The sequence below is a fragment of the Ruegeria sp. AK4 genome (assembly GCF_056541025.1).
This window is the reverse complement of record NZ_JBQFXS010000023.1, coordinates 16,956-41,344: the sequence shown is the minus strand read 5'-3', so window position 1 is coordinate 41,344 and position 24,389 is coordinate 16,956. Positions and strand designations below refer to the sequence as shown.

Below are 24,389 nucleotides of genomic sequence, written 5' to 3'. Positions count from 1 at the left end.
ATGCTTGATGCCCTCTCTGACCGCCTCGCCACTCGCCTGAAGGACCTCCGTCTGGGGCACAACTGGTCGCTGGACCAACTGGCCGAACACAGCGGCATCAGCCGGGCGACGCTGTCGCGGATGGAGAAGGGTGACGTCAGCCCGACCGCCGAAAGCCTCGGTAGGTTGTGCGCCGCCTACGGCCTGCCGATGTCGCGCCTGCTGATGATGGTCGAGGACAGTTTCGACCCCAAAGTGCCCTTTGAACGTCAGGCCGAATGGCGCGACCCCGAGACCGGCTTTACCCGCCGCGCCGTGTCGCCCCCTGCCCCCGGCCTGAACGGAGAGGTTCTGGAATGCCACCTGCCCCGCGACACGGTGATCACCTATGAAACGCCACCCAAACCGGGGCAGGAACATCACCTGATCGTTCTGGATGGTGCGTTGACCCAGACGGTCGACGGCACCGCACATGTGCTGAACGGCGGCGATTGCCTGCGCTATCACCTGTCGGGTCCGACCCGGTTTGAAACCGGCCCCGCGCGCGGTGCGCGCTACATTCTGGTGCTGGTATGATCACCCGGCTGACCGACGCTTATTTCGACAGCGCGTTGGATGACCTGACCGAAATTCTGCACGCCTGCGTTCACACCGGGGCCAGCATTGGCTTCATCCTGCCCTTTTCGCCCGACGATGCCCGCGCCTATTGGCAGAACCGAGTCCGGCCCGGCGTGGCCACAGGCGCGCTGGACCTGTTTGTCCTCTATGACGCGGGGCGCATTCAGGGCACCGTCCAGTTGATCCCGGCCCCGATGCCGAACCAGCCGCATCGGGCGGATGTGGCCAAGTTGTTGGTGCATCCGCAGGCCCGGCGGCGCGGGCTTGGGCGGGCGCTGATGACTGCCCTGACCGATCGTGCATCGGAATTGGGGCGCACCGTTCTGGTTCTGGATACCCGCAGCAGCGATCCGTCGCGCATTCTGTACCAGAGCCTTGGGTTCCAGATCGCCGGGGAAATCCCGGATTACTGCCGCAACCCATTCGAAGACGGGCTGGAGCCGACTACCTATATGTACAAAAACCTTGCCGAATCGGCGGTCTGACGCGAAACGCAGACGTTACTCGGCGGCGGTGACCTTTTCGGGAAATTTGTTCGGCAGCAACCCCATCGCACGGGCCTGCCGCACATCCGCAAGCAAATCGCGCTCGGCGGCGGCAAACAGATCCTCGGGGTCGTCGAGGACGAAATACCCCATCTGATGCATGTCGATCCGGTACGGCGTGCGCAGAATGGTCAGGATATCGAACGGGTCCCGGTCGGGAATGTCGCTGGTGACAGCATAGACAAGCTCGGTCGGGGAAGAGGCCAGCCCGGAGCCCAGCGCCTTGATCTTGCCGTCCTGACGGCGCAGCCCGAATTCGATGGAAAACCAGTAGAGCCGGATCAGCCAGGCATAGTCACTCGCATCCGCCTGAACGCCTGCCTTTCCGATGGCATGGCTGAACGCGGCAAAGCGCTTATCGCTCAGCAGCGGCGTGTGTCCGAAAATCTCGTGAAAGATGTCTGGCTCTTCGATGTAGTCGAAATCCTCGCGCGAGCGGATGAAGGAGGCCGCCGGGAACACCCGGTCCGCCAACATGCCGAAAAAGGTCTTGAACCCGATCAGCGCGGGCACCGGCTGCACGCGCCAGCCGGTCAGGTCCAGCAGACGCTCGGAAATGTCGGCGCAGGACGGCACCTTGGTCTTCGGCAATTCCAGCCGCGCCAGCCCGTCGGTATATTCGCGCGCCATGTAGCGCTGCACGTTACCTTCCTGCGCGGCGTAAAGATCGGCCCAGACGCGATCTTCGTCGGCGGTATAGTCGATGTGACCCCGTTCATCGGCCACTTTGGCAACGTATTTGGTCGATTTGGGCATAGCTCTCCTCCGGCTTGCTAACAGGATACCTGTTCGGGTGCGGTGGATTTGTTTTGATTCCAGGTGATTTTGGTCTATTTTGACAAATTCATTTTGGTTTTGTTCGGAAAGCGAAACATATGCTTCAACCTGCCGATATAGCCATCCTGCGCGAATTACAGATCAACGGTCGTCTGTCCATGCAGGACCTGGCCGAAAAAACCGGGCTCTCGGCCTCGCAATGCTGGCGGCGGGTCCGCGATCTTGAGGCGTCGGGCGTTGTCTCGGGCTACCGCGCGCAGGTGGCGGCCAAGGCGGTGGGGCTGAATGCCATCGCCTATGTGCATGTCGCGCTGCGGGATCATCAGGAGGACAGCATCGCGGACTTCCTGCGGCTGGTCGAAACCGAGCCGCAGATTGTCGAATGCGCCTCGATCACCGGGGATCATGACTTTATCCTCAAGGTCTATGCCAAAACGCCGGAAGACCTTGAAGTGTTCATCATGCAGCGGCTGCTGAAATCCGGGCTGGTGCGTGACACACGCAGCAATTTCGTGCTGCGCCAGACCAAGACGCGGGGGCCGTTGCCCATCCTCTGACCCGCGCCCGAAGGCGACAGCCGGGCCCCGATGTGGTACAGGTTTTCGAAACGACCGAGGCACGGCATAGGCCAGGAAACCCCCAACTTGGGAGGTATCGGTATGATTATGCGGATTTTTCAGGTCGTCACGCGCCCCGGCAAGGAAGCCGAGTTTGCGAAATTCTTTCACGAAACAGCCATTCCGCTGATGACCCAAACGGACGGGATTGTCTCGGTCCTGCCCGGCGCAGCCCGGACGGAAAGCCCGCGCGAATTCAGTTTCGTCATGGTCTGGCGCGATCTTGACGCCCTGAAAGCCTTTGTGGGCGAGGATTACACGACCCCGCATATCGATCCGGCCGAAGCGGAACTGGTCGATTCGCGCATCATCCGGCATTACGATCTGGTCGAAACCTGAGGCCGGGATAAGGCCCGGGCCGTTCGGGCTGCAACAACCTGATCACGCGACCCTAGGCCTCGGTCCGGGGGTTGGCTTTCACCTCGTTCAGCTTCTGTATGACTTCGGCTTTCCAGCCGGCCTGTATCCTCAGCGACAATTGCGACGGCGGCCGGTGCGTGGGGGTCAGAATGGCATATTCATAGCGCAGGGGCGCCTGCAGCGGCACGAACAGGATTTTCCCGTCGGACAGGTTCATCTCGCGCTCGGTCGCAACGGTCAGCGGGTCGACAATGGAGCAACATTGGCCGGAACTGATGAACGGGATCAGCGGCAGAAAATACTGGCAGGTGACGGTCGGATTATACGTGGCCGAGGCCGTCTGGAACTCCTGCCGGACCTTGCGCTGGAACGGGTGGGTGGCATGCAGCCCGCCCATCGGGACCCCGTCCAGATCCGCGAGCGTTATGAAGGCGCGGGCGGCAAAGCCGTGGTCCCGGCCGATGGCGCAAAAGCAATCCGCGCTGATGATCTCGGCTGAAAACTGAGGCTGCTTGCCGGTGGGATGTTCGAAGTCGGCAAATCCGAAATCGATGTTCTGGCTGCCCGCAAGCTCCATGATCTGAGGCGAGCTGCGTGTCGATAAGGTGATACGGACCTCGGGGTTTTCGCCGACCGATCCGCTGATGAAGCGCGGAAACAGAAAGGCCGAGGGGCCCGGCATGGTGGCGATGTTCAGGCTGCCGGACGTTCCCTTGATCAGCCCCTCCATGGTGCTGGAAATGGTCGACAGCCGTTCGAGAATGCCGGTGGTTTCGGCCAGCAGGTAATGGGCCTCGGGCACCGGGACCAGCCTGCGCCCGCGCCGTTCGAACAAGGTCAGGCCAAGGCTTTTTTCAAGATTTTTCAGCGCCAGGCTGATCGCGGGCTGGGTGCGGTTCAGCTTTCTGGCGGTCTGAGAGATGGAGCCCGTCTCCATCACCTCGCGAAATACGGTGAGCTGCGTCAGATTCATTCCGGATATATAAGCTAAACCTTAGTATTGTGAAATATAACAAATTTGTATTTATGAAAATTGCGTCTACGCTGACAGGATCGAAATTCGGGAAAACCGAATCCAAACCTGGGAGATTGTGATGAAACTTGTGAAATGTCTGACCGGTCTGGCCTTGGCTGGCGCGATTGCAGCGCCGGCGCTGGCGCAGGACCCGACCTTTTTCCGCATCGGCACCGGCGGCGCGGGCGGCACTTATTTTCCGATCGGCGGGACCATCGCCAACGGTATTTCGGCCCCTCCGGGATCGCGCCCCTGTGACGAGGGCGGCCAGTGCGGTGTGCCCGGTCTGATCGCGATTGCGCAATCCACGACCGCCTCGGTCTTCAACAACGCTGCCGTGCAGAATGGCGAATTGGAAGCCGGGCTTGCGGCGGCTGACGTCACCCGCTCGATGTATCTGGGCGAGGGTAAATTCGACGGCAAACCCCATCCCAAGCTGCGCATTGTCGCCAACCTGTTCCCCGAAGACCTGCATCTGGTGCTTCCGGCGGGCGAGACGATCAATGACCTGAGCGATCTGGAAGGCAAGCGCGTGGGCATCGCGCAGGCCGGGTCCGGCACACAAGTGGCCGTGCTGCAGATGCTGGATGCCTGGGGCGTCAATCGCGACAACATGGATGAGGCCGAGTTGAACAACAGCCAAAGCGCCGAGCGCCTGGCCGACGGTCAGCTGGACGCCTATTTCTATGCGGCGGGCTGGCCGGTGGCCGCGATGGTGCAACTGTCCTCGACCAAGGGGATGAACCTGCATTCCTTCACGGATGAAGATATGGCCAAGATCAACGAGATCATTCCGGCCTATATCCCCTCGACCATTCCGGGTGGCGTGTACGAAGGCATCGACTCTGAGACCAAGACACCTGCGGTCAGCGCGATGCTGGTGGTGTCCTCGGACCTGTCCGAAGACTTGGTTTACCAGATGACCAAGGCCCTGTGGAACGACAACACCCGCAAGCTGCTGGACAATGGCCATGCCAAGGGTAAGCAGATCACGCCCGACACGGCGCTGGACGGGGTTCAGGCCCTGGGCGTGCCGCTGCATCCAGGGGCCGAGAAGTTCTATAAAGAAGCCGGTCTGCTGCAGTAACCCGAACCTGCTGAAACAAGCCGTCCGGTGCCCCGACAAGGGCACCGGACTGTCCAAACGCGCGATCTCAGGGGGCCATCATGTCCGAGACCCAAAAACTTGATGACCACGAACTGACGGCCGAGGAACTGGCCGCCATCGAGGAACAGTTCGACGAAGGTGCCGCCGTCCGGCAGGTCACGCCGACGGCGGGCAAGGTCCTGCGGGTCGTGGCCCTGATCTTTGCGTTCTACGAGTTTTTCACGGCGGGTTTCGGCCTGCCCGCGGACCATTGGCATATGGGCATCTATCTGGCCCTGCTGTTCATTCTAGTCTACGCGACGATCCCGATTGTGGGGTCCAAGAACCTCTATGCGCTCAAGGTCAGCCGGTTTCGGGTCGGGAACATCCCGATTTACGATCTGGTTTTCATGGCGCTTGGCATTGTCGCCGCACTTTATGTCGGCGTTGCCTGGCGCGGCATCCCGTTGCTGGGCATCGAGGAACAGACCTTCCGCATGGGCAATCCCAACAGCTATGACGTGGCTCTGGGCGTTGTCATCATCCTGCTGGTGCTGGACATCGCGCGCCGCACGCTGGGATGGGTGCTGCCGCTGATCATCTGCGTGTTCATGTCTTATGCCTTGCTGGGCCCTTATTTCCCCGGCTTGCTGCAGCACCCGGGCGTGAATTTCAAAACCTTCGTCTCGTCGATGTATTTCCCGCAGGAAGGCATCTATGGCGTTACGCTGTGGGTCGTTTCGACCATCGTGTTCCACTTCGTCTTATTCGGCGTGATTGCCCAGCGCACCGGCCTGGGACAATTGTTCATCGACAACGCAACCATTCTGGCCGGGCGCTACACCGGCGGACCTGCAAAAGTGTCCGTCGTATCCTCGGCCTTTTTCGGAACCATCTCGGGCTCGTCGGTTGCCAACACCGTCTCCACCGGGGCGCTGACCATTCCGAATATGAAACGTCTGGGCTATCCCGGCCATTTCGCAGGCGGGGTCGAGGCTGCATCCTCCGCCGGCGGCCAGATCACCCCGCCGATCATGGGGGCCGCAGCCTTCATCATGGCTGAATTCCTTGAGGTGCCCTACACCACTATCGTGATCGCCGCGATCTTCCCAGCGATCCTGCATTATGTCGGCGTCTTCGCCGTCGTGCACCTGATGGCGCGCAAGCTGAACCTGCAGGGGCTGGCGAAAGAGCAGTTGCCGCAACTGAAAGCGGTCTGGGCCGAGGGCTGGGCCAATGTTGTCCCGCTGATCGGCCTGCTGGTGGTGCTGTTTTCCGGCTACACGCCGTTCATGTCGGCCTTTTGCGGCATCTCTCTGGCCGTCATCGCGGGCATGTCGCGGATCAAGCAACCGCCGACCCTGATCTATGCGGCGGCGTTCTTGGCCTTTGTGCTGTGGAAATTCTCGGATGGCGGCTTCGATCTGACCATGACCGCGATCCTGTGCGCGCTGTCCGTCATCGCCACGCTCAACCCGCAGAAACGCATCGAAGTGCCCGAGATGCTGCAGGCGGTCGAGCTGGGCGTGAAATACTCGCTGGCCGTGGGTGCGGCGGCGGCGGCCGTGGGCATCGTGGTCGGTGTGATCAACACCACCGGCATCGGCTTCCGCATCGGGTTCATGGTGACGCAGGGGGCGGGCAATCTGGCCTCGGACCTGTACAACATGATCTCGTTCGGCAGCTTCCAACTGTTTGCGATGGAAGACCTGCAACTGTTCATCTCGCTGGTCTTCATCGCGGTGGTCTGCATACTGATGGGCGCGGGCATCCCGACAACGGCGCTTTACATCATGCTGGTCTCGGTGGCGCAGCCCGCGCTGGCGCAACTGGGCGTGCCGCCCATCGCAAGCCACCTGTTCGTTTTGTACTATGGCGTGGTGTCCGAGATTACGCCGCCGGTCTGTACCTCGGCCTATGCGGCGGCGGCGATTGCCAATTCGAACCCGTTCCGAACCGGCCTGTCGGCCTTCACCCTCGGGCTGGGGAAAGTCATCGCACCGATGGCATTTGTCTACGCGCCGGTTCTGCTGTTCGTGTCCTCGACCGGGTTCAATCTGTGGGAGTTCACCTATACCGCATCCAGCTGCATCGCTGGGGTGATCGCCCTGTCGGCGGCTGTGGTGGGTTACTGGCTGCAACCTCTGAACATTGTGTCGCGCATCCTGATGGCGATCGCCGGGGTGATCTTTGTCGCCCCCTCCCTGACTGCCGATCTGATTGCGCTGGCCGTGGCCTCTCCGGTGATCGTGACGCAACTGATCGCGCGCAGCCGCAGCCATTCCGCGGCCTGACCCGATGGCAGAGCAGGTCACAATCATCGGCGCGGGGATTGTCGGCCTCTGCTGCGCCCTGTCGCTGCAGGACCGGGGCATCCGGGTTCGGCTGATCGACCGGGGCGAGCCGGGGCAGGAGACATCCTTTGGCAATGCAGGGGTGGTGTCGCCCTGGTCGATTGTCCCCCAGTCGACGCCGGGGATCTGGAAGAAACTGCCACACATGCTGCTGGACCCCAAAGGCGCCTTGTCGGTCCGGATGTCCTTCTGGCCCAGAATGATCCCGTGGGGCATGCGGTTCCTTGCGAATGCGGGCGAAAAGACCGTGCGCGAGGTGTCGGACGCGATGGAACTGCTTTGCCGCCCGTCAATCGAGCTGTACCGCATGCATCTGCAGGGCACCGGCCATAAAGACCTGATTGTCGACAGCAACTACATCCACGCCTTCCGCCGCCCCGAACAGGCCAATCTGGAGGGCCTGGATTACCTGATCCGGACCGAGAAAGGCGGTCAGCTGGAACGTATCGACGGCGAAGACCTGCGCCGCATCGAGCCCGCGCTGAGCCGGGATTACAAGGCCGCCATTCTGATCAAAGGCCAGGCCCGGATCACATCGCCCGGACGTGTCGGGGCGGTTCTGGCCGAAAAGGCCCGACAGCAGGGGGCCGAGTTCCTGAAGACCGAGGTCACAGGGCTGAACAGCGCCGATGGTGAAGGCTGGCATCTGCAAACCCCCACCAAGACCTTGCACGCGAACACGGTCGTTCTGTCCGCCGGCGTCTGGTCCGCCGACCTTCTGAAACCGCTGGGGCTGTCCGTTCCGCTGGTGGCCGAACGGGGATACCATGTTGAGTTTCCAAACCCGTCGGCCTGCCTGAACAATTCGGTGATGGATGTGGATGCCAAGGTTGTCGCAAGCTCGATGCAAGGTGGTCTGCGGGTCGCGGGCACAGCCGAGTTTGCCAGCATCGACGCGCCCGCCGATCCGCGCAAGCAGGCGATCCTGACGGATCAGGCAAAGGCGATGCTGCCCGACCTCGATACCAGCCAGACGCGGTTCTGGATGGGGCGGCGTCCCTCCTTTCCCGACAGCCTGCCCGCGATTGGACAGGTCAACGGAAAACCGGGCCTGTTCGGCGCCTTCGGGCATTCGCATTACGGGCTGATGATGGCCCCGAAAACCGGCGAGCTTGTGGCCGATCTGGTCTCGGACCGCCGCCTCAACATCGACCTGACGCCCTATTCTCTGGCCCGGTTCTGACGGGCCGCGCACGATCATCGAAAGGACCTGAGCTTATGCCGATTTACCAAGGCGGGCAGAATATCTGCGGGGCATCCATTGGGGTTTTGTGCCTTGAAAGCTATTTTCCGAAACCCCCGGGGCATATCAAGAACCCCTCGGGCCTGTCCTTCCCCGTGCTTTATGAGATGATCGACGGCGTCACCGTTCCGACACTGCTGAACAACCCGAGCCCCGACCTGCTGGACCCCTTCATCAAAGGCGCGCAACGGCTCGAGGCCGAAGGCGTTAGGTCGATCACCGGCAGTTGCGGCTTTCTGGCCCTGTTTCAGCGGGAACTGGCCGCCGCCGTTTCCGTGCCTGTTTTCGCGTCAAGCCTGATTCAGGTGCCGCTGGCCTATCACATGACGGGGGCCAGCGCGCCAGTCGGGGTCCTGACAGCAGACGCCTCGGCCCTGACCCCGCGCCATTTCCAAGGTGTGGGCGCGGCGGGTATTCCAGTGGCGGTTAAAGGGCTGGAAGCCACGCATGAATTCGCCGAGGTCATCCTACGCAACACCCGCACCCGAATGGACACCGACCTGATCGAGGCCGAGGTTCTGCAAGCCGCCCAAGACCTGAAACGCGATGCGCCGGACGTACGGTCGATCGTTCTGGAATGCACCGACTTGCCGCCCTACGCCGCGCAAATTCAGCAGGCACTAAAGCTGCCGGTCTTCGATCTGACAACGCTGGCGCAGATGGCGCATACCGTGACCACGCGCGCTCCCTATTCCGGGATCATGCCCTGGGAGTGAATGTCCCGAATATGGGACCGACGCCTCGGGCAATGGGCTGCTGGCGACAATTCTGGGCGCAAAGCGCATTACATCCGATCAAAAGCTGGTCTTGATGCTAACCAGCGGGCGGCCCGCCTTGTTCGGGTATCAGGGCGAATTGCAGGTTTCACGCGAGCAGTAACAGGCACTACCCCCAAGGCCCGCTGCCGGGCCGCCGGGGTCTTTCCGGTTTGGGCGGACGGGGCGCATTCCCCTGCCCCGCCAGCTTGCGCAGGGCGGCTATCCGGTTCGCTGTCGATGGGTGTGTCGAAAACAGCTTGTCGCGCGTATGCGCATGCAGGGGGTTGATGATGAACATATGCGCCGTGGCCGGGTTCCGCTCGGCCGCGTCGTTGTCGATGCGGGCCGCGCCCTGTTGAATCCGCTCCAGTGCGGAGGCAAGCGCCAGCGGCTGGCCGCAAATCTGGGCTCCCAGCCGGTCGGCTGCGTATTCCCGCGTCCGGCTGATCGCCATCTGCACAAGGCCCGCAGCCAGCGGGGCCAGGATCATCAGCGCGATGGTCCCGATCAGGCCAATCCCGTTGTCCCTGCGCCCGCCAAAGAACAGCGCGAAATTCGCCAGCATCGTGATCGCGCCCGCAAAAGTCGCGGTAACGGTCATGATCGCGGTGTCGTGGTTCTTGATATGCGCAAGCTCGTGGGCCACGACGCCTGCCAGCTCCTCTCGCGACAGAGTCCGGATCAGGCCCGAGGTCACGGCAACGGCGGCATTGTTCGGATTGCGCCCGGTTGCAAATGCGTTCGGCTGCGGGGTGTCCAGCAGATACACAGCAGGCGTCGGCATGCCGGCATTGCGCGCAAGATCCTGCACCATCTGCGACAGGCCCAGACGATCCCCGCTTGGAACAGGTTGCGCATTGTGCATGCGCAGCACCATCTTGTCCGAGTTCCACCAGGTGAACACGTTCATGCCCGCAGCAAAGACCAGAGCCAGCACCATGCCGCCGGACCCGGCCAGAAGATATCCCAGCCCCATGAACAAACCCGTCATGGCGGCCATCAGCATTGCCGTTTTCGTGTAACCCATCTGTTGCAAACCCTCAGGATGCGCCCCTTGGCAGAAACGCCGTGAACGCGTTGCGATTGAGGTAGGTATTGCCCCGATCCGTGACAATACCGGGAAGCGTGCGCCCGGCGCAGTCTCAGGGTCTGTCGACAAAAAACCTCGGCCACGCGCTCATTCTGTTGAAACAGTGTGAAGTGTTTCACTTTGGCAAGAATCGCTTTGCGGTAGTATGCTTGAGCCGTGGTGAGTGAAAAGTGTGAGTTCTTTGATGTATTTGTCGAAAATCGAAGGGCGGAGTGACGCCGTAAGAAACACCCAGAAAGACGATTTCGCGCGGACGTATCCTTTGCTGGATGACAGCGCCGTGCACGCGCAGTGGAAAGGCGGTGCGTGGCATCTGACGCGGATCGGCGATATCTGGAAACGGACCGGAAAGATACTTTCGCTGCCTTATCAAGGCACTGACGCCTACCCGTCCTTTCAATTCGCCGAGGATGGCACGCCCCTGCCGCTGATGGAAAAGGTGCTGCGGGCCCTGCCGCGCGGCATGACACCGTGGCAGCGCGCCTTCTGGATGACCTCGCCCAAGAAAGAACTGGGCGGTGCGGTACCGGCGCAGTGCATCAAGGCCGGTGATGACCGCGTGATCAAGGTTGCCGGACAGGCTTGCGAGATATTCTGAACCCAGGCGTATAGGATTTGCGGCCACAGTCCGTGACATCATCCAAGGATTGACCCCCTGCGGCGAACAATCTGTGCTAGTTTGGACCCGAGGACATTCTAGCAGGAGTTTTCCCGTTGCTGACCAAGCCGCTCCGCCTTGCCGCCGCCGTTTTGGCTGTCGCAGTCTCGTCAACCTCGGCACATGCCCTGTCGTCCGGCATTCCCGCCTGGCTGCAGAAACATGTGGGAACCGGTGACGGCCAGATCGCGCCGGTGGTTCTGCAACGGGCGCGGGCGCTTTATCAGGAAAAACGCCGTCAGGGTGCGGTCAGAAACCCCTGTTACCTTGCCAAGGATGCCACACGCCCCAGCACCTCACCCGGTGGCAATCCGGGGCGGCGGTTTTACGTCATTTGCGAATCTCAAAAACTCTTCCGGGCCGTTTCCTCCGGCTACGGCAACGGGCGCAAACTGCGGCAGGCGAATTTCTCGAACGGTCGCCAATGTGCAAAGAATTTCAGCAACGCCGAAGGGTCGAAACTGACGGCGGGCGGGTCATACGTGACCGCAGAATCCCGCACCTCGTTCAAAGGCTACTACAGCCAATCGGGCAAACGGACACCGTTCTACCGGACCTTCCTGCTGTTCGATGGCGAGGGCGAAACCAGCAATGCGCGGGAGCGGGCCATTGGCGGCCACCCCGCCGTGTTCCTCAAGTGGCAATGCCGCTTCAAGAACCCGCAAAGCCCGCATGCCGATGCCGAAGGCTATGTTCCTTACGGGAAACTGGTGAACTACACCGGCGGCCGTAGCAACGGATGCACCACATGGTCGCAATCGGCGTCCAAAGACATCCTGGCGATGGTCGAGGGGAAGCCGACGACGCTGTATATCTATCCGGAATCCAAAGACATCAATGCGGTGGCCAAGGCTGTGAAAAAGGGAAAGTCGCTGTCACGCGCCGGGCTTTACTGGAATGCGGCCTGCCTGCAGGCCATCGGCGCGCCCAAGTTCTGGCCAAAAAGCAAATTGCAGCCGGTCATCAACCAATGGCGGCAGTCGCTGCCGAAACAACCTCCGCTGGTGTTGCCGATCTGTAAGTGACCGGCTTGCTCAGACATCGCCTGAGTCATCAGCATTCGACGGCGAATAGCTGCCGTCTGGGCGGTGCATTTCACGCCCGCTGAGCGGTGGGGTGAAGACGCAGACAAGCCTCAGGTCGGCATCTGTGGCTTGCACCACATGCCGCTCATGCTGATCCAGTGCATAAAGGGTGAAGGGCTCAAGGGGATGCCAGGTTTCCTCATCAGAGGCCCTGATCTGACCCCGGCCCTCGATACAATAACACGCCTCCAGGTGATGGGTGTATTCCAGCTCGAGCACGGCACCCTTTTTGATGATCGTATCCGTCAGCGTAAACCCCATGCCATCCGAGGCCAGCAACAACCGCCTGCTTTTCCACCCCGGACCTGAAACGTCTCGATCTGTGCCAAGAATGTCTGTGAGTGCCTTAACAATCATGTTTCACCGCCTCGATTCTATCGCACCGCGCGGTTCATCCCGCCATCGGACAATATACTCTGACCGTTGATATACCGCGCGCCATCGCTGGCAAGAAACACGCAGGCCTGTCCGATTTCTTCGAAGGCTGCGGGCCGCTGAGCGGGGATTTCCCGACGCGCCCGTTCGGACAGGTTCACGTTTTCGCAGAAGCCGGGCAGCAGATTGTTCATGCGGATGTTATGCCGCGCATAGCGGTCCCCGTAGAGCTTCGAAAAACTGTGCAAGGCACCGCGCAGCATGCTCATCGGATAGGGCGCGCGGGGTTCGACCGCATTCATGGACGAGATGTTCACGAAAGCCCCGCCACCCTGTTCAATCAGGATGGGCGTGACGATGCGGGCAATCTTGACAACGTTCAGCACATACATGTCCAGACTTTCGTGCCACAACGCGTCGCTGAGTTCCAAAAGCGGCCCGTCGAAATCAGGATCGAAACCGACGGTCTTGATGGCCTCTGGCACTGATCCGCCGTGGCCCATATTGCTGACGATCGCATCGATCCGTCCATACCTGCTCATGGTGTCGTCGATCATCGCCTGCAAGTCATCGACATCCAGAACCGAGCCGCGGCGGCCGATGCCGCCAAGTTCTTCGGCGAGTTCGACCGAACGATTGGAGGGCGACATCAGCGAGACCTTGTAGCCAGCTTTCGCCATTTCAATTGCGCAGCCCCGGCCTATGCCTTGTCCTGTCCCCGTCATCAGCGCAACTTTGGTGTCGGGCATGGTATGTCCTTTCTCTGGCGGGCGATGTGGCAGGTTTATTGAGATGCGCTCAGTCTAGCTGCCCGGAACAAAGCAGAGCTATCGAGTTTTTGGGACAGCGCTGCTAGGTTTTCTCACATGGCAGAAAACCTCAGACATCTTCGCGCCCTTCAGGCGTTCGACGAAACCGCGACCCAGTCCAGCCTGACAAAGGCTGCGGATGTGCTGAACGTCACCCACGGGGCGATCAGTCGGCAAATCAAGCTGCTGGAACTGCATCTGGGCGTGACGCTGTTTCATCGCCGCCCCAATGGTGTCGAACTAACCAAAGCCGGGGAACGCCTGTATCAATCCACACGCGGGGCGTTTTCAGCCTTGCAACTGGGCGTCATGGAGGTGAAGCGGCTTCATCACCGCCAGTCCCTTACCGTGTCTTTGTCGACATCGCTGGCGCTCAAATGGTTTGTGCCGCTGCTCAGTTCGTTTCAGCAGGCCCATCCCGGTATCGCGTTGCTGCTGGACACAAACGATGCCTTTGCGGATTTCCAAACCTCCGAGGTCGATGTCGCGCTGCGGTTCGGGGAACCCGGCTGGGACGGGCTGTATCATGAGCAGATACGGCAAGAAGAACTGGTTGTCGTTGCCGCCCCGTCGCTTGTTGAAAACACACGGGCCCCCATGCGGGCCGAGGATGTCGCGGCTCTGCCATTGCTGCACGATGCCTTCAACGTCGGGTGGGAAAGCTGGGCCGCGCAGGTCGGGCTGAGCGCGGATCGGATCAATGCGCAGAGCATCAAATATGTAGACAGCGCCGTGCTGTTGGAGGCCGCGATAGACGGGCAAGGCGTGGCATTGGCAAGACATCTGCTGGCAGAGAGGGACCTGAAACTTGGCCGGCTGATCCGTCTGGATGACAGTACTATCCCATTGGATCGCGGGCTCTACTTCGTCTGCCGACCCGGCGATCAGGAGCGGGTCACGGTGAGAATTTTCAGGAAGTGGCTGATGTCGATTTGACCTGTCGGACTCGAAGCCTCGCGAAAGCGGTTATTCGTTCACGCGCTGCAGATGTCAGCTTGGTTCGCATCCCACGCTTCAAGAACTTGCAGGCAACTGCCCTTTTCGGAGTGCGAACCACCAACCGGTCGAACGTCAGCAGAGTTTTAGACGTTGCGAGATGTTTCTGTGTCCGCCCATGGGATTGATCAGCGGCGGAAGCATCGAGCCGAGTGCGATCAAAGTTCCCAACTGAACCCTGTCGCATCTTCTGAAACGTCCCAAAGCCTCTGCATGACGGGCTTGTCGTAGGCGTGGGGATGCAGGGTGCCCTTGCCGACGGGTCCGACGAATTCCATGCGGCCCGTTGGACCGTAAAGCGCCCGCTGCGTCAGCCCGTCTTCGGTCGCGCACATCACTTCGGGCCACGATCCTTTCTCGGCGGATTGCACTATTGGCGACAGGGACATGAGGCCGAACATGATCCGCGTCGCAAGGTTACCGCTCGTTTTGATGAGCGACGTCCGGGACGAACCCGGGTGACAGACAAATACCGCGACATCCGTCCGCCCCGCTGCCGCCAACCGATCCTGCAATTCATAGGCAAACATCATCTGCGCCAGCTTGCTTTGTGAATAGGTCCGGTTCTGGTGATAGTTCTTGTCCCAGTTCATATCGTCGAACTGGATGGTCTTGATGCCCATGTTGTACCCAAGGCTGCTGACGGCCACGATCCGTCCTTTCGATGCCTCGATCCGCTTGAACAGCAGACCGCAGAGCAGGAAGTGCCCGTAATGGTTCGTACCCAGCATGCTTTCAAAGCCGTCCTCGGTCAGAATCTGTTTTGGCACCTGCGCGATGGCGGCGTTGCAGATCATGGCGTCAATGCGCGGGACGGTTTTCAGGACGTCCGCTGCCGCCTCGCGCACGCTGGCGAGCGATGCAAGGTCCATGCGAACGAAGCTCACATCGGCGGTGTTGCCAAATTCTTCCTTCAATTCGGCAACGGCGGACCGGGACTTGTCGGCGGAACGGTTCAGCATCACCACGTTCGCCCCCTTGCTCAGCAGCGTCCGCGCGGCCTGAAAACCTGTACCTGCGTTGGCACCAGTGATGAGGTAGGTCTTGTCCGTGAGGTCCCCGAGACGCTGTGGCGTCCAACCTTCTGGTCCGAATGTTGTGTCTGGCATTGTCTTGCTCCATCGCGCGTCGGTGCAATACCGGGCGGCATGTTTCTTGTCCCAGGGTTGCAGATAGCTCTCAGAGCCGCGCTAAAACAGGCGAAATCATCTCGATTACTTGCCTGATTGTATCAAGCTGGTTGCCAAGGCGGACCCGGACCCTCTAGGTCAGGGGTATGAGCAAGGACGAGATCAGACGTATTATCGCGGCGCGGACCGATACGGACGGCCTGACCGAGACCGGTGTCCCGGGCGTGCGCCTGTTTCGGGCCACGCAGGCAATTCCGTGCGTTCCGGCTGTCTATGAACCCTGCGTTGTGGCCATCGTCGGCGGGTCCAAGGAAGTGGTTCTGGACGGTCACAGATATGTCTACGACGACAGGCAATACCTGTGCTGCCCGATGTCGATGCCGGTCAAGGCCGGAAGCCCCGCTGCGTCGCCTGAAACACCGCTTTACGGCGTTCTGATCACATTGGACCAGCGCGTGATGACCGCGCTGGCCATGGAGATGGAAAATGCCGGAAGTGTTCTTCCGGCGGCTAGGGGCAGCTTGCTAGATCACGGGATCAGCCTCGCGCGATGGGATCAGGGTTTCACAGACGCGCTTCTGCGCATCCTGCAGCTTGGGGACAGCCAGACAGATGCTGCGGTTCTGGGCGAGGCACGGTTGCGGGAGTTGTTCTATGCGATCCTGAAGGGCGACGCAGGTGTCTTTGCACGGCGCGCCTTTGGGGCCGGAAACGCCATTTCGCGGTCCATTGCGCATGTGTCGTCAAATCTCGGGGCTCCGGTCTCGATCGATGACATGGCAAGCCGGGCGGGCATGAGCCGGGCCGTCTTTCACCGAAAGTTCAAGGAAGCCACAACAATGGCCCCGATCCAATTCGTGAAATGCATGCGCCTGAACAACGCCGCGATGAAGATCGCAGGCGGGATGACGGTGAACGAAGCCGCGATGGATGTCGGATATGCCAGCCCGTCGCAGTTCAGCCGAGAGTTCAAACGCATGTACGGAACCTCGCCGAGACATTGGGGCAGTGCTCAGCAAGCTCCGATAAGCGTTGCCTGAGGGGTAATCTGGATAAAAAGGGCGACGGGAGGCAGCCTGAAAACCACGCCCCAAATGACCATACGGTGAACAGACGCCAAGTTTGGTACATACTCGAAGCAATCAAAGGCTGAAGGGTGGGTGACCGATGGATATTGCAGGCAGCGTGGCCTTGGTGAGCGGTGGCAGCGGCGGGCTTGGCGAAAGAATTTGCCGGTTGCTTGCCGCCAATGGCGTCAAGGTGGTCGTCGGATTCCACGGCGGCGCAGACCGGGCGCAGGCCGTCTGCCAGAGCATCACGGATCAGGGGCAGGTGGCGAAAGCGGTCAGGGTTGATCACAGCGACCCGGGGTCCGTCGCCGGGTGCATTGATGATGTTATCGGCACATTTGGCAGTCTGGATATTCTGGTCAACAATGCCGGGATGGCGTCCGGGGGGCATAAACTTCCCCACGGCGATCTGGACGCTCTGACCCCGGAAATCTGGACAGAGTTGCTGAATGTCAACCTGAGCGGACCCTACTATCTGACCCGCGCGGCGGCCCCCATTCTTCGCGCGTCCGAATGGGGGCGGGTGATCAACCTTTCCTCGACAATCGGGCACGGGACCTGGGGCGCGGCTGCAGCGTACGCGCCCAGCAAGGCAGCCGTGGTGCCGCTTACCCGGTTTTTGGCAGCGGCACTGGCGCCGGATGTCACTGTCAACTGCATTTCCCCCGGGCTCATGCAGGGCACGCAAATGTCCGGTGGCGCGCCGGATGAGTACGTTTCGATGTGGAAGGACAAATCGGTATTGGGCGCAACGACATGCCTGGACGACGTCGCCCAACAGGTTCTGACTTTTTGCCGCAGCCCGTCGGTCACCGGACAAACGGTGGTCATGGATGGCGGCATTCACTTCAATTGAGCCCCGCTTCGAACGGGAAGCCGCGGCATATTGTCAATGTGCTGTCATTCTGACGCAGGCTCGGGCGACTGCGCGGGAACGGCTTTCAGATAAGCGGCAATTGCCAAACGGTCGTCATCAGTGAGCCTGGAGGTGTTTTCGATGACTTCAACCATCTCACCACCTGCGCTGTCATAATCCGGTGTGAAGCCGGATTTCAGGTATTCCGCAATGTCAGCCTCGGACCAGTCAAGCTGCTCCGGAGTCAGGCCCGGAATACGGCCCTTCCCGCTTGGGTTCGGCGCACCCGTCAGCCAAAGATCGCGTTTCAGGCCACCCAGGCCGTCTCGTGGCGTGTGGCATTCAGCGCAATGTCCCAACGCCTCCACCAGATATCGGCCTCGGAGTTGTTGGTCGGTCAGGTCGCCCTCAACCACCCAACCCGGCACCATGTACAAACGTTTCCATACCCCCAAACCCCGTCTGACGTTGAAGGGGAAACCAACCTCATGCGCTGCGCTTTCGGTGGCAACCGCTGGCAAAGTGCCGAGGAAGGCGTGAAGCGACGCGACGTCCTCGACCGTCATATTGGCATAATTCGTATACGGAAATGCCGGATAATAGTGTTGCCCTTCGGGTCCGGTCCCGTGGATCAGGGCGTTGGCCAGATCCAGCGCGGACCATGAGCCGATGCCGGCTGCCGGATCGCTGGATAGGTTGGGGGCAATGAAGGTGCCAAAATCCGTCTCGAACCGACGACCACCGGCCAGTTTGCGCTTTTCTTCGCCGTCAGCGTCCGGTGCCGAGTGACACGAGGCACATCCGGCTGCGTAGAAAACGGCCTCACCTCTGCCAAGATCGGGCGTGACGCCTTCGAGTTGAACCTGATCCACACGTTGTGGCCGGGTCAGCACCAATCCGGCTATCCCGACCACGACAACAGCACCCGCGACAATCAGAAAAAAGCGCCGCGCCATCGCTGTCTAATCAGTTCTCAGGCGCTCTGTACGCCTTGTGACATGCCGAACAGCTTCCACCCAGATCCCCCATTGCCGCTTTCAGGGCTTCGACATCCTGCCCTGCCGCAGCCTGCATCGCAACAGCGGCGTCAGCCATGGCCTGTCCCTTGGCCCCGACATCCGGGAAGTTTTCCCAGATTGCGGGCAGCGCCCGTGTGGACGGGTCAGACACATTATCCGAACCGGCAGGCCACATCGCCGATTGATCGATCTGCGTCAGAACGACCAGGTTGTTGGCCGCGCGTGTTGCCGCCTCGGCATCATATTCCACCTCGCCCTTGGCCATGCCGCCAAGAGTGCCAAGATTGAAGGAATAAAGCTGCATGATAGAGGTGCGGGCTTTCACAGCCGGGTTTTCACCTTCATGTGCGATGGCGGTGCCAATAGCGGCAATTGACACCAGACCTGCCGCGAAGATTGCGAAGTTCTTCATCATGGTGGGGCTCCCTGTTCAATGAGTCGGATGTTACCTTGAACGAATTTTCTTGTAATTGTTTGTTATTGGTCTTCTGTTGTTAATTTATGAACAACGAAAATTGGGATGATATTCGCTACGCCCTTGCCGTCAGCAAATACGGTTCGCTGAATGCGGCGGCAGCGGCCATGGGCGTCACGCACGCCACGGTCCTGCGCAGGGTGGCCGCATTCGAAAAGCGAAGCGGCTGCATGATTTTTCACAAAAGCCCGTCAGGATATTCGGTTCTGCCCGAAGCCAGTGCAATCTTCTCGGCCATGGAAAGCGTTGAAGAGGCGGTCCTTTCGGTCGAGCGGGCAATCGTGGGCGCAAATCGTTCTCCTGTGGGTCATGTGCGAATTACATCGACCGACAGTCTTTGCCAGATTGTCCTGCCCGCAATCCTGAATGAGATCACGCGCCTGTATCCCGGTCTGAAACTGACCTTGCTCAGCGGAAACAGCCACCATGATTTATCCCGGCTGAGCGCAGACATCGCCGTGCGCCCGTCGATAAAGCTTTGCGAGGGGCTGATCGGGCAGCGTGCAGGCACATTGTCGTTCGGGGTCTTTGACGACGGCACGTCCAATCGCAAATGGATGCGGCTTGAAGGCGCGTTGAACCGGTCGCTCCCCGCCAAATGGCTGGCAGAAAACGTCTCTGATGACGAAGTGACGAACGGGGCGGATAGCTTTCTGGTGCTCCAGCAGATGGCCGCTTCGGGCGTCGGTAAAACGTTTCTGCCTTCTTTCCTGGGCGACGCAGATTCCCGGCTTCGAAGATTGCAGGACGCGGCACCCGAGTTTGAGGTTCCCCTTTGGGTCGCGACGCTGGACGAAATAGCGCACACCCCAAGGTTTGCAGTCGTGCAACGCGCGTTGGTTGAGCGCTTGGCCACTGTCATGGTTGGATAAAATCGCACTTTGGATCGGTCGTGAATTATTCGCTCGGCGGAAAACCTAGCGCGGTTTATCCCTAAAGCTGCAGGTTCACCTTTTCGGGGTCGGATCAAATCCGTCCGAATGTTTCTTTGAGTTCCGCGACTTGCGCTGCATCCAGCATCCGGGTTGGCATGCCGCGCAAAGCCACCAGCAACTTGGCCGTTTCTTCCAGCTCTTCCGCGGCACAGACTGCCCCGAACAGGTCTTTTCCAGACACAACAGGACCGTGATTGGCCAACAGAACCGCACTATACTTGCCGCCCAGTTCACGGATCAAATCACCGGATTTCGGGTCACCCGGCTTGACGTATGGAACCCGTTTGACCGTGCCGACGCGCATCACCACGTATGGTGTCAGCGGTGGGATACAGTCGTCTGGATCGGTGTCTTCCAGACACGACAATGCGGTCGCCCAGGTCGAGTGCAGGTGCACCACCGCGCCCGCTTCAGGCCGTGTCTCATAGAAGGCTTGATGCAGAAGGACCTCCTTGGTCGGCTTGTCTCCGGAGACGTGGTTGCCATCCAAATCAATCTTGGCAATGCGCTCGGGATCGATTTTCCCTAAGGTGGAGTTGGTTGGTGTCATGAGGATTCCGTCATGTAGACGCGCGGAGACATTGCCCGCAGTGCCGACGGAAAAGCCACGCGCAAACAGCGAGGCGCACAGTTCCGACATCTGCTGTCGCAGCGCCAGTTCTTCAAAGCTCATCTGCTTGCCTCCATCATTCTGAGGGCCTTAGCGAAAAAGTCCGGAGCGCCGAAGTTTCCAGACTTTAGAGCCAGCGCAATGGGTTCAGTTTTTCCAACACTCAGGACTGGCACGCCCGGGTCAATTTCTGGCCCAATTGACATGGCCGGAGACCCCAGTTCCTCAGAGACAGCCTTGGCGACAGCTCCCGACGTCTCTCCTCCCGCCACCACCAATCGCGTGTAGCTCTTCTGAACAAGTTCTCGTGCTGTATCTGCAAAGAGATTGTCCAGCTTTTCCGCCACAGCGTCCTGACCGAATTTGTTTTGGATCGCGCGCACATCATCCGGGCTTCCTGATGAATACGCGAGCGGCGCCTGACCCGGATGCGTTTCAAAGAAATCCAGAAGCGTTTGCGTGGTCACATCCCCGGACATGACGCCTGAAACATCAATGGCGAACGTCGGATGGGATTTCGCATGAACATCGATCTGCCCTCGGGTCGCACCCGAGCAAGACCCGGCAAGGATCGCGGCGGGCCCGTTTATACCTTTGAACACGCTGCCAGCATTTTTGGATGAAGCTTCTCTCAGGAAATTCCCGGGTAACCCCAGTGCTATACCCGATCCCCCGGTGATGAGCTTGGCATCCTTTAGAGCCTCGCCCCAGACCAGCAAATCCTCGTCCGAAATCGCATCACCGATTACAAATCGCTCGTTTGCGTTCTGCAACGCATCAGCAATCGCTTCTGGCCCTTGCTTCACAGTGTCAACTGGCACCGACCCGACCGCTTCTACGGTCTGATGCTGCAACCAGCGCCTGATGTTCGCATCCGTCATCGGAGTCAGGGGGTGATTTTCCATCCCGGATTCGTGCAAAAGCTTACCGAGCACAAAGAGATGACCGTGATAGACAGTGCGCCCAGTTGTCGGAAACGCCGGGCAGAAAACCACCTTTTGCGCATCCAACTCGTTGGCCAGCGCTTCCGCGACGGGGCCGATATTCCCTTCTTTGGTGGAATCGAAGGTCGAGCAATATTTGAAGATGAACTGCTGGCATCCTTGATCCTTAAGCCACCGCAGTGCCCGCAAGCTGTCAGCAACAGCTTCCTCGACCGGTGCAGTACGGCTTTTGAGTGAGATCACGCCCGCGTCGATCTCCTTTTCCGTCGGGGTCGTTGGAATACCGGGAAACTGAGCCGTTCGTAATCCACCTTCCGGCTCAACACCCTTCGCCAAGGTGTTCGCGATATCGCTTGCACCTGTGAAGTCATCGGCGATCACACCGATTTTCATATTTCGATCTCCCGCATCGGCCCGGGATCCAAACGATGGATATGAGGCGCGGCGCCAACGGGGAAAACCTCTCGCACAAGTGGATCATGGCCGGGCACGATAAGCCGGGGATGCGAGGCCAACCTCTCCAGCGTCTTGAAGCCGTCCATCATGTCCTGCAAATCGACGACGATGGGAAAGGCTTTGCGCGCCATGAAATTCTCGTAGTAATGCGAGGCGTCCGAGGCCAGAACCATCCATCCGGCTGCCGTTCTTACACGAACGCATTGCAACCCGCGCGAATGCCCGCCAACGCAGTGCACGGTCACCCCATCTGCAATTTCGGCCTCTCCGTCGTAGAACGCGACCTTGCCTGAATAGAGGCGCTTTACGGCCTCGCAGATATGGCCCGCACTAAAAGGCGCACGCAGGTGGTCATGGCACATGCATGGACCTGTGGCGAAGGCCATTTCCGCCGACTGCATGTGCAACTTCGCGTTCGGGAACATATGCAGCCCTCCTGCGTGGTCATAGTGAAGATGGGTCACGATGACCTCTGTCACCGCGTCCGGCGTGATGTCCAGGGGGCGCAGAGCCTCGCGAGGGTCCATCGCGATGGGACGGCTACGGGCGACGGCCTCATCGGAATCGTAGCCGGTATCAACCAGAATGACTTCGTCGCCGCGCTTCAATACCCAAATGAAATAATCCATGGCATGAGGTGCGTCGTGATTGTCATCGACGATGAAACTGTCAGCTCGCGTGCGGGCATTGCGATCCGCGTATTTGACGGCGTGAATTTCCCAATCGTTCATCGGATGACCTCGGAATACTGGTGAACTGTCTTGGTGGCGATCATATCAGCCACCGCCCTATCAAAGGTCTTGAAATGCGCGCTTTCCACGTGGGCGGAGAATGCCGCGCTGTCATCATAAACCTCGTAGAGGAACACCGTCTCGGGCTCATCGGCCAGGCAAACGTCGAACTGCCGGCATCCGGCTTCGTCCCGCAAAGAGGTAGAAGCGTTTTCGACCATCAGCGGCAAAAAACTTTCCCTGGTACCGGGTTTGAGAGTGAAAGTGACAGTTACCACAAACATCAGACAGACAGTCCTTTCAGACGAGAAAACGCGCGTTTCGCGGCGGGCAATTGGCTGAGGATCAGACCAATGTTGAGCACCAGCAGAACGGCGGCACCGGGACGAGAAAAGAAGACCGAAATATCCCCGTCCGACAGAAACAGCGACCGGCGAAAGGTTTCGTCAAACAGGCTTCCCAGAATCACGCCAATAACCAGCGGGGCGATCGGGTACTTCATCAGGTTCATGAAATAGGCAACAGCGCCGACGCCAAGCATCAGGTAAAGATCGTTGATGCCCCCACCAACGCTGAACGACCCGATGGTTGTCAGAACCATCACGACCGGCAAGAAGACAGTCTGCGGGATGGCGAGTATCTTTATGAAGACCCGCGCCGTGAAAAGCCCCATCAGGAACATTGTCAGCGAGGCCAGCACCAGTATGGCGACCACGCGCAGAATGATCTCGGGATCTATCGTCGGACCCGGGATCACGTTGTTGATCTTGAAAGCCCCCATCAAGGCGGCGGCGGGTGGTGAACCGGGAATACCCAACACCAAGAGCGGGATCAGCGCGCCGCCAATACAGGCGTTGTTGGCCGTTTCAGAACATAACAGACCTTCCAAGGACCCACGACCGAACTTGTCGCCCTCGGCGGATACGGTCTTGCCGACACCGTAGCTGACCCAACCGGCGACATCTTCGCCAACGCCGGGAAGGGCCCCCACCCCGGTCCCGATCACGCCGGACCGGCCAATGGTCGGCAGGTAGCGTCGGACAGAGCGCAGGTTCGGAAGAATACGTCCTTTCAGGGCCAGAACTTTCCCGGCCTCGACATGCCTTAGACCCTCGATGATTTGGGGGATGGCAAAAGCCCCCATCAAAACGGGTACGACCTGAAACCCGCTCAACAGGTATGACCAGCCGAAAGTATAGCGCGGTTCAGACAATAAAGGATCAAGCCCCACCATGGACATCGCAAGCCCGATCAGTCCGGCGATCCATCCTTTGATCACCAGGTCCTCGCTCATCAATGTGCCGGAAAGCAGAATGCCGAACAGGGCCAGCAGCGCTTTTTCAGGGCTTGCGATGTTTTTTGAGACCAAAAGCAGCGCCCAGACGAAAATCAAAAGCGTGATGGTCCCGATAACTGTGCCAATGAAGCTGGCTGTCGTGGTCAGCCCAAGTGCTTCGCCGCCTCGCCCCGCTTTGGCCAAAGGGTAGCCATCCATGGCCGTCGCCGCGCTGGCTGCCGTGCCGGGAATGTTCAACAGGATTGACGGATAAGAGCCACCGTAAATCGCGCCGACATAGGCCCCGAGCAAGGCGATGAGCGAATAGTCCAATGGGATCTTGTTGCCGAAGAAACCCGTCAGGATCGTCACCGCCAGTGTTGCCGTCAGGCCGGGCAACGCGCCGAATGTGATGCCCAGGAACACGGATGCGATCAAATACAGATAGGTCAGCGGGTCCGCTGCCAGACCCGCGAAGGCAGCGCCAAACCCAGCCAGTTGCGAAAGGATAAAGTCCATCC

General features: G+C 59.8%; 27 protein-coding genes. 14 read left to right on the top strand and 13 right to left on the bottom strand.

Annotated features, from left to right (window positions below; all coding sequences use genetic code 11):
* Together ACR0EZ_RS22550 and ACR0EZ_RS22545 are read left to right on the top strand one after the other, a co-directional pair.
* Window positions 1–555 carry a helix-turn-helix domain-containing protein gene (locus ACR0EZ_RS22550; RefSeq protein WP_480617048.1) on the top strand — a complete coding sequence of 185 codons (555 nt, stop codon included), beginning with the start codon at window positions 1–3 and terminating at the stop codon, window positions 553–555.
* Window positions 552–1,082: an N-acetyltransferase family protein gene (locus ACR0EZ_RS22545; RefSeq protein WP_480617047.1), complete on the top strand. Its 531-nt coding sequence runs from the start codon at window positions 552–554 to the stop codon at window positions 1,080–1,082. Before ACR0EZ_RS22550 ends, ACR0EZ_RS22545 begins: the two co-directional genes overlap by 4 nt.
* Window positions 1,083–1,097: 15 nt before the next feature.
* Here ACR0EZ_RS22545 and ACR0EZ_RS22540 read toward each other — a convergent pair whose 3' ends face one another.
* Window positions 1,098–1,898 carry a phenylalanine 4-monooxygenase gene (locus tag ACR0EZ_RS22540; protein ID WP_480617046.1) on the bottom strand — a complete coding sequence of 267 codons (801 nt, stop codon included), beginning with the start codon at window positions 1,896–1,898 and terminating at the stop codon, window positions 1,098–1,100.
* A 119-nt stretch (window positions 1,899–2,017) separates the two neighbouring features.
* On the opposite strand from ACR0EZ_RS22540, the gene ACR0EZ_RS22535 reads away from it, so the two are divergent.
* Both ACR0EZ_RS22535 and ACR0EZ_RS22530 read left to right on the top strand, forming a co-directional pair.
* Window positions 2,018–2,476 carry an Lrp/AsnC family transcriptional regulator gene (locus ACR0EZ_RS22535; RefSeq protein WP_480617045.1) on the top strand — a complete coding sequence of 153 codons (459 nt, stop codon included), beginning with the start codon at window positions 2,018–2,020 and terminating at the stop codon, window positions 2,474–2,476.
* A gap of 102 nt (window positions 2,477–2,578) precedes the next feature.
* A complete protein-coding gene (locus ACR0EZ_RS22530) occupies window positions 2,579–2,875 on the top strand; it encodes an antibiotic biosynthesis monooxygenase family protein (RefSeq protein WP_480617044.1) in 297 nt (98 codons plus the stop codon).
* Between the two features lie 52 nt (window positions 2,876–2,927).
* Here ACR0EZ_RS22530 and ACR0EZ_RS22525 read toward each other — a convergent pair whose 3' ends face one another.
* Complete coding sequence (locus ACR0EZ_RS22525) at window positions 2,928–3,869, bottom strand: LysR family transcriptional regulator (RefSeq protein WP_480617043.1); 942 nt, start codon at window positions 3,867–3,869, stop codon at window positions 2,928–2,930.
* Window positions 3,870–3,990: 121 nt separating this feature from the next.
* Between ACR0EZ_RS22525 and ACR0EZ_RS22520 the strand changes: the two genes are divergently transcribed.
* The 4 genes from ACR0EZ_RS22520 (at window position 3,991) to ACR0EZ_RS22505 (ending at window position 9,311) form a co-directional block, all read left to right on the top strand.
* Complete coding sequence (locus tag ACR0EZ_RS22520; RefSeq protein ID WP_480617042.1) at window positions 3,991–4,998, top strand: TAXI family TRAP transporter solute-binding subunit; 1,008 nt, start codon at window positions 3,991–3,993, stop codon at window positions 4,996–4,998.
* A gap of 80 nt (window positions 4,999–5,078) precedes the next feature.
* Window positions 5,079–7,292, top strand: a complete 2,214-nt coding sequence (locus ACR0EZ_RS22515; RefSeq protein WP_480617041.1) for a TRAP transporter permease — start codon at window positions 5,079–5,081, stop codon at window positions 7,290–7,292.
* 4 nt (window positions 7,293–7,296) lie between these two features.
* Window positions 7,297–8,535, top strand: coding sequence for an NAD(P)/FAD-dependent oxidoreductase (locus ACR0EZ_RS22510; RefSeq protein ID WP_480617040.1), 1,239 nt, complete (start codon window positions 7,297–7,299; stop codon window positions 8,533–8,535).
* 35 nt (window positions 8,536–8,570) lie between these two features.
* Window positions 8,571–9,311 (top strand): aspartate/glutamate racemase family protein, encoded by a 741-nt coding sequence (locus tag ACR0EZ_RS22505; protein ID WP_480617039.1) that lies wholly within the window; start codon window positions 8,571–8,573, stop codon window positions 9,309–9,311.
* 169 nt (window positions 9,312–9,480) lie between these two features.
* Here the strand turns inward: ACR0EZ_RS22505 and htpX are convergent, their stop codons facing one another.
* Window positions 9,481–10,380 (bottom strand): zinc metalloprotease HtpX, encoded by a 900-nt coding sequence (gene htpX, locus ACR0EZ_RS22500; RefSeq protein WP_480617038.1) that lies wholly within the window; start codon window positions 10,378–10,380, stop codon window positions 9,481–9,483.
* A 247-nt stretch (window positions 10,381–10,627) separates the two neighbouring features.
* Between htpX and ACR0EZ_RS22495 the strand changes: the two genes are divergently transcribed.
* Entirely contained in the window at window positions 10,628–11,041 is a 414-nt protein-coding gene (locus ACR0EZ_RS22495; RefSeq protein ID WP_480617037.1) for a hypothetical protein, read from the top strand.
* A gap of 116 nt (window positions 11,042–11,157) precedes the next feature.
* On the top strand, window positions 11,158–12,126 hold the full coding sequence (locus ACR0EZ_RS22490) for a hypothetical protein (RefSeq protein ID WP_480617036.1): 969 nt from the start codon (window positions 11,158–11,160) through the stop codon (window positions 12,124–12,126).
* Window positions 12,127–12,135: 9 nt separating this feature from the next.
* Here the strand turns inward: ACR0EZ_RS22490 and ACR0EZ_RS22485 are convergent, their stop codons facing one another.
* Together ACR0EZ_RS22485 and ACR0EZ_RS22480 are read right to left on the bottom strand one after the other, a co-directional pair.
* Window positions 12,136–12,543 carry an ectoine synthase gene (locus ACR0EZ_RS22485; protein ID WP_480617035.1) on the bottom strand — a complete coding sequence of 136 codons (408 nt, stop codon included), beginning with the start codon at window positions 12,541–12,543 and terminating at the stop codon, window positions 12,136–12,138.
* A 17-nt stretch (window positions 12,544–12,560) separates the two neighbouring features.
* Entirely contained in the window at window positions 12,561–13,310 is a 750-nt protein-coding gene (locus ACR0EZ_RS22480; RefSeq protein ID WP_480617034.1) for an SDR family oxidoreductase, read from the bottom strand.
* Between the two features lie 117 nt (window positions 13,311–13,427).
* On the opposite strand from ACR0EZ_RS22480, the gene ACR0EZ_RS22475 reads away from it, so the two are divergent.
* Window positions 13,428–14,306, top strand: a complete 879-nt coding sequence (locus ACR0EZ_RS22475) for a LysR substrate-binding domain-containing protein (protein ID WP_480617033.1) — start codon at window positions 13,428–13,430, stop codon at window positions 14,304–14,306.
* A gap of 218 nt (window positions 14,307–14,524) precedes the next feature.
* On the opposite strand, the gene ACR0EZ_RS22470 is transcribed toward ACR0EZ_RS22475, so the two are convergent.
* On the bottom strand, window positions 14,525–15,475 hold the full coding sequence (locus ACR0EZ_RS22470) for an SDR family oxidoreductase (protein ID WP_480617032.1): 951 nt from the start codon (window positions 15,473–15,475) through the stop codon (window positions 14,525–14,527).
* Between the two features lie 167 nt (window positions 15,476–15,642).
* Between ACR0EZ_RS22470 and ACR0EZ_RS22465 the strand changes: the two genes are divergently transcribed.
* Together ACR0EZ_RS22465 and ACR0EZ_RS22460 are read left to right on the top strand one after the other, a co-directional pair.
* Window positions 15,643–16,536, top strand: coding sequence for an AraC family transcriptional regulator (locus ACR0EZ_RS22465; protein ID WP_480617031.1), 894 nt, complete (start codon window positions 15,643–15,645; stop codon window positions 16,534–16,536).
* A 127-nt stretch (window positions 16,537–16,663) separates the two neighbouring features.
* Window positions 16,664–17,422, top strand: coding sequence for an SDR family NAD(P)-dependent oxidoreductase (locus ACR0EZ_RS22460; protein ID WP_480617030.1), 759 nt, complete (start codon window positions 16,664–16,666; stop codon window positions 17,420–17,422).
* 44 nt (window positions 17,423–17,466) lie between these two features.
* Here ACR0EZ_RS22460 and ACR0EZ_RS22455 read toward each other — a convergent pair whose 3' ends face one another.
* Window positions 17,467–18,378, bottom strand: a complete 912-nt coding sequence (locus ACR0EZ_RS22455) for a c-type cytochrome (RefSeq protein WP_480617029.1) — start codon at window positions 18,376–18,378, stop codon at window positions 17,467–17,469.
* A 10-nt stretch (window positions 18,379–18,388) separates the two neighbouring features.
* The gene (locus ACR0EZ_RS22450) at window positions 18,389–18,856 is read right to left on the bottom strand and encodes a c-type cytochrome (RefSeq protein WP_480617028.1); all 468 of its coding nucleotides are present in this window, start codon (window positions 18,854–18,856) and stop codon (window positions 18,389–18,391) included.
* 86 nt (window positions 18,857–18,942) lie between these two features.
* Between ACR0EZ_RS22450 and ACR0EZ_RS22445 the strand changes: the two genes are divergently transcribed.
* Window positions 18,943–19,788 (top strand): LysR family transcriptional regulator, encoded by an 846-nt coding sequence (locus ACR0EZ_RS22445; RefSeq protein ID WP_480617027.1) that lies wholly within the window; start codon window positions 18,943–18,945, stop codon window positions 19,786–19,788.
* A 94-nt stretch (window positions 19,789–19,882) separates the two neighbouring features.
* Here ACR0EZ_RS22445 and otnC read toward each other — a convergent pair whose 3' ends face one another.
* Genes otnC through ACR0EZ_RS22420 form a run of 5 tightly spaced genes read right to left on the bottom strand, consistent with a single transcriptional unit; the run spans window position 19,883 to window position 24,387 of the window.
* Window positions 19,883–20,524, bottom strand: coding sequence for a 3-oxo-tetronate 4-phosphate decarboxylase (gene otnC / locus ACR0EZ_RS22440; protein ID WP_480617026.1), 642 nt, complete (start codon window positions 20,522–20,524; stop codon window positions 19,883–19,885).
* Window positions 20,521–21,798, bottom strand: coding sequence for a 3-oxo-tetronate kinase (gene otnK, locus ACR0EZ_RS22435; protein ID WP_480617025.1), 1,278 nt, complete (start codon window positions 21,796–21,798; stop codon window positions 20,521–20,523). Before otnK ends, otnC begins: the two co-directional genes overlap by 4 nt.
* Complete coding sequence (locus ACR0EZ_RS22430; RefSeq protein WP_480617024.1) at window positions 21,795–22,592, bottom strand: N-acyl homoserine lactonase family protein; 798 nt, start codon at window positions 22,590–22,592, stop codon at window positions 21,795–21,797. The genes otnK and ACR0EZ_RS22430 overlap by 4 nt, the downstream gene beginning before the upstream one ends.
* Window positions 22,589–22,876, bottom strand: a complete 288-nt coding sequence (locus ACR0EZ_RS22425; protein ID WP_480617023.1) for a putative quinol monooxygenase — start codon at window positions 22,874–22,876, stop codon at window positions 22,589–22,591. The genes ACR0EZ_RS22430 and ACR0EZ_RS22425 overlap by 4 nt, the downstream gene beginning before the upstream one ends.
* Window positions 22,876–24,387, bottom strand: a complete 1,512-nt coding sequence (locus tag ACR0EZ_RS22420) for a tripartite tricarboxylate transporter permease (RefSeq protein ID WP_480617022.1) — start codon at window positions 24,385–24,387, stop codon at window positions 22,876–22,878. Before ACR0EZ_RS22420 ends, ACR0EZ_RS22425 begins: the two co-directional genes overlap by 1 nt.
* Between the last annotated feature and the right edge of the window lie 2 nt (window positions 24,388–24,389).